Source organism: Ectothiorhodospira marina, assembly GCF_900109495.1.
Lineage (GTDB): Bacteria > Pseudomonadota > Gammaproteobacteria > Ectothiorhodospirales > Ectothiorhodospiraceae > Ectothiorhodospira > Ectothiorhodospira marina.
Window position 1 is genome coordinate 1 of sequence record NZ_FOAA01000031.1, and the last position, 2,263, is coordinate 2,263.

At 59.3% G+C, this 2,263-nt stretch carries 6 protein-coding genes; 1 reads left to right on the plus strand and 5 read right to left on the minus strand.

Annotation, left to right across the window (positions count from 1 at the left end):
* Positions 1 to 205 precede the first annotated feature (205 nt).
* Positions 206 to 487 (minus strand): type II toxin-antitoxin system YafQ family toxin, encoded by a 282-nt coding sequence (locus BMY52_RS14950; protein ID WP_025282792.1) that lies wholly within the window; start codon positions 485 to 487, stop codon positions 206 to 208.
* On the minus strand, positions 474 to 740 hold the full coding sequence (locus BMY52_RS14955; RefSeq protein ID WP_025282793.1) for a type II toxin-antitoxin system RelB/DinJ family antitoxin: 267 nt from the start codon (positions 738 to 740) through the stop codon (positions 474 to 476). The genes BMY52_RS14950 and BMY52_RS14955 overlap by 14 nt, the downstream gene beginning before the upstream one ends.
* 85 nt (positions 741 to 825) lie before the next feature.
* On the opposite strand from BMY52_RS14955, the gene BMY52_RS14960 reads away from it, so the two are divergent.
* Positions 826 to 1,443 (plus strand): RpnC/YadD family protein, encoded by a 618-nt coding sequence (locus BMY52_RS14960; protein ID WP_177169994.1) that lies wholly within the window; start codon positions 826 to 828, stop codon positions 1,441 to 1,443.
* A gap of 12 nt (positions 1,444 to 1,455) precedes the next feature.
* On the opposite strand, the gene BMY52_RS15485 is transcribed toward BMY52_RS14960, so the two are convergent.
* The 3 genes from BMY52_RS15485 to BMY52_RS14970 all read right to left on the minus strand — a co-directional run.
* Complete coding sequence (locus tag BMY52_RS15485) at positions 1,456 to 1,614, minus strand: hypothetical protein (protein WP_177169995.1); 159 nt, start codon at positions 1,612 to 1,614, stop codon at positions 1,456 to 1,458.
* Positions 1,615 to 1,719: 105 nt separating this feature from the next.
* The gene (locus BMY52_RS14965; protein ID WP_090255790.1) at positions 1,720 to 1,926 is read right to left on the minus strand and encodes a type II toxin-antitoxin system Phd/YefM family antitoxin; all 207 of its coding nucleotides are present in this window, start codon (positions 1,924 to 1,926) and stop codon (positions 1,720 to 1,722) included.
* 100 nt (positions 1,927 to 2,026) lie between these two features.
* The coding region (locus tag BMY52_RS14970) for a PD-(D/E)XK nuclease domain-containing protein (RefSeq protein WP_177169996.1) at positions 2,027 to 2,263 on the minus strand (237 nt) is incomplete at its 5' end.

The following is a 2,263-nucleotide window of genomic DNA, read 5'->3' on the forward strand; positions in this document are numbered from 1 at the left end:
CAACCACCACGACACGGGCTACAAGGAACTGTTCAGCTACCCGGAACTGGTGCGCCAGCTCATTGAGGGTTTTGCGCCGCCGGAGGTGGCGGCCAAGGAAGGGGACGGGCACTCTTGCCCCGCAGTCCGGCGCTGACCATGCGGTATCTGGGGATCACCCTGAAGGAGGTGCATGCACTGGCGAATGAGTTCTGTTTGTGATCGATCAGCCGAAAAGTTTGCTGTGCGAGCCGAGCCGTGCCAATCGGAGGGTGTTGGGGTCAGATTTGCGGTAAATCAGCAGCAGATCAGGCTTGATGTGGCATTCCCGGTAGCCTGCCCAATCACCCGAAAGGTCATGATCACGGTAGCGAACATCTAAAGCCTGATCGGTCGCCAGTGCGATCAACACCGGTTTGAGTTCATCGTCCAGCGTGGTCCGGTGCCTGCCTTTGGCCTCTCGCTTGTAGTCGCGCTTGAAAGCGGATGAACGATCAATCGTCCTCATGCAAATCCGCCATCAGATCGTCCACGCTGGTGAACTTCTTGCCTTTCCCAGCTTCCAGTTCGGTAATGGCCTTCTTCGTCGTGGAGTTGGGCACCTTCACATCGAAGGGCAAACGGCGCTCATCAGCTATGCGCAACATCAGCAAACGAATAGCGTCCGAAACGGACAACCCCATTGCCTCTAGTGCATCAGCGGCGCGTTCCTTGGTCCGAGTATCGATGCGAGCACGGACGTAGGTATCAGCGGTTTTCATCGGCAATTCTCCGAGGAGATTATTATGTAGTCACATAAAGACTACATAATAAGGCTATCATCGCAAGAATTCACCTTACTTCCCGGTGGTGCTCTACAACGGCTCGAAGCCCTGGACGACCCCGCTGGACATCTACGAAATGGTGCAGCCGGAACCGCCAGGCTTCCTGCAGGTCTACCAGCCGCACCTGCGCTACTACCTGATCGACGAAGGGCGCTATACTGACGCGGACTTGAGTTTGCGCCAGACGCCGCTAAGCGGGGTGTTCAGCGTCGAGAACGCCGGGGAGAGTTGGGAGGCCCTGCAGCGCGCCGTGGACCGTGTCGTGGCGATTATCCAGGTCGACCCCCATAAGGAGCGCATCGACCGGATCATCACCCGCTGGCTCAAGCGCCATTTGCATCGGCTGGGGGCCGGGGTCAACCTGGAACGGCTCGAAAGCCTGGTGGAGGACAAAGATATGTTGGCAGAGAACTTAGAGAACCTAGTCAAGAAAGAGCGTCAGGAAAGCGAGCAGCTGGGTATCGAGAAAGGCCGCCTGGCAGAGGCTCGCGAGGTCGTGCGGACCCAGCTCACCTTCAAGTTTGGCGAGGTGCCCGACTGGGTAGAGGCACAGCTTGTCCAAGCCGACCATGACCAGTTCAAAGGCTGGATGCGCGATGTGCTGTTCGCCACCAGCCTGGAAGAGATGTTCAAGCACTGACCCCCTGGCGGATCATGGCTCGATCCGCCACGCCCCTCCCTTGGCGATCAACTCGCCGTCCAGCAGACGCTCCGCGGCCAGCAGCGCCAGCTTCATCACCTCCTGTCGTGTCTTGCTGTGGGCCTGGCTCAGGCGGCGTCGGCGTGTCTGGCTGTCCGCATCCAGGCTCACGGTATTCCTTGAATCCTTGCGCGCGTCGGCGCTGGCGATAGCGCTGCTGGTGGCTGGCTGGCTGCCATAGGGGCAATCTCACGACGTGATGGGGAAGGGCCCAGTCTATTGTCGGCACAGTGTCGGCAGAACAGGGACAGGCACCCTGACTCCCTCGTCCCGCCCCTCCTCCAACTCGCGCATGGCCTCATCCGCGGCGCGCACGTCCTCCATGTCCTCGGCTAATGCCAGCAAGCGACGATACTGATCGATTGGCACCACCGCGTATTCCGGCTTTCCATCTCGCTCGATGATCTGCGCTTGAAAACTCATTTGTAGATCCCCCCTGGACGAGGTGAAGGCCCTGCGATCAAATCAGCCTCACTGAGTTGTTACAGCAAGGGGGTGAGCGGGGAGTGGATTCCTGGCTTGATCAAAGGCTTTCCACATCAAAGGCCACGATCTGCCGCAGCTGGCTGGAGAACTCCACGCCGATCAGGTGAATGGCCTTGCCCTGACCCAGGTACTTGTCCGCGTAGCCCTTGTCCTTGAGTTGTTGCAGCGCCCTGCCCTCGCCCACCTGCTCCACCACCTTGAACTCGAACAGGTAGATGTGGCCATTGAAGTCCACCGCCATGTCCACCCGTCCCATGTGGGTGGAGTCCTCCAC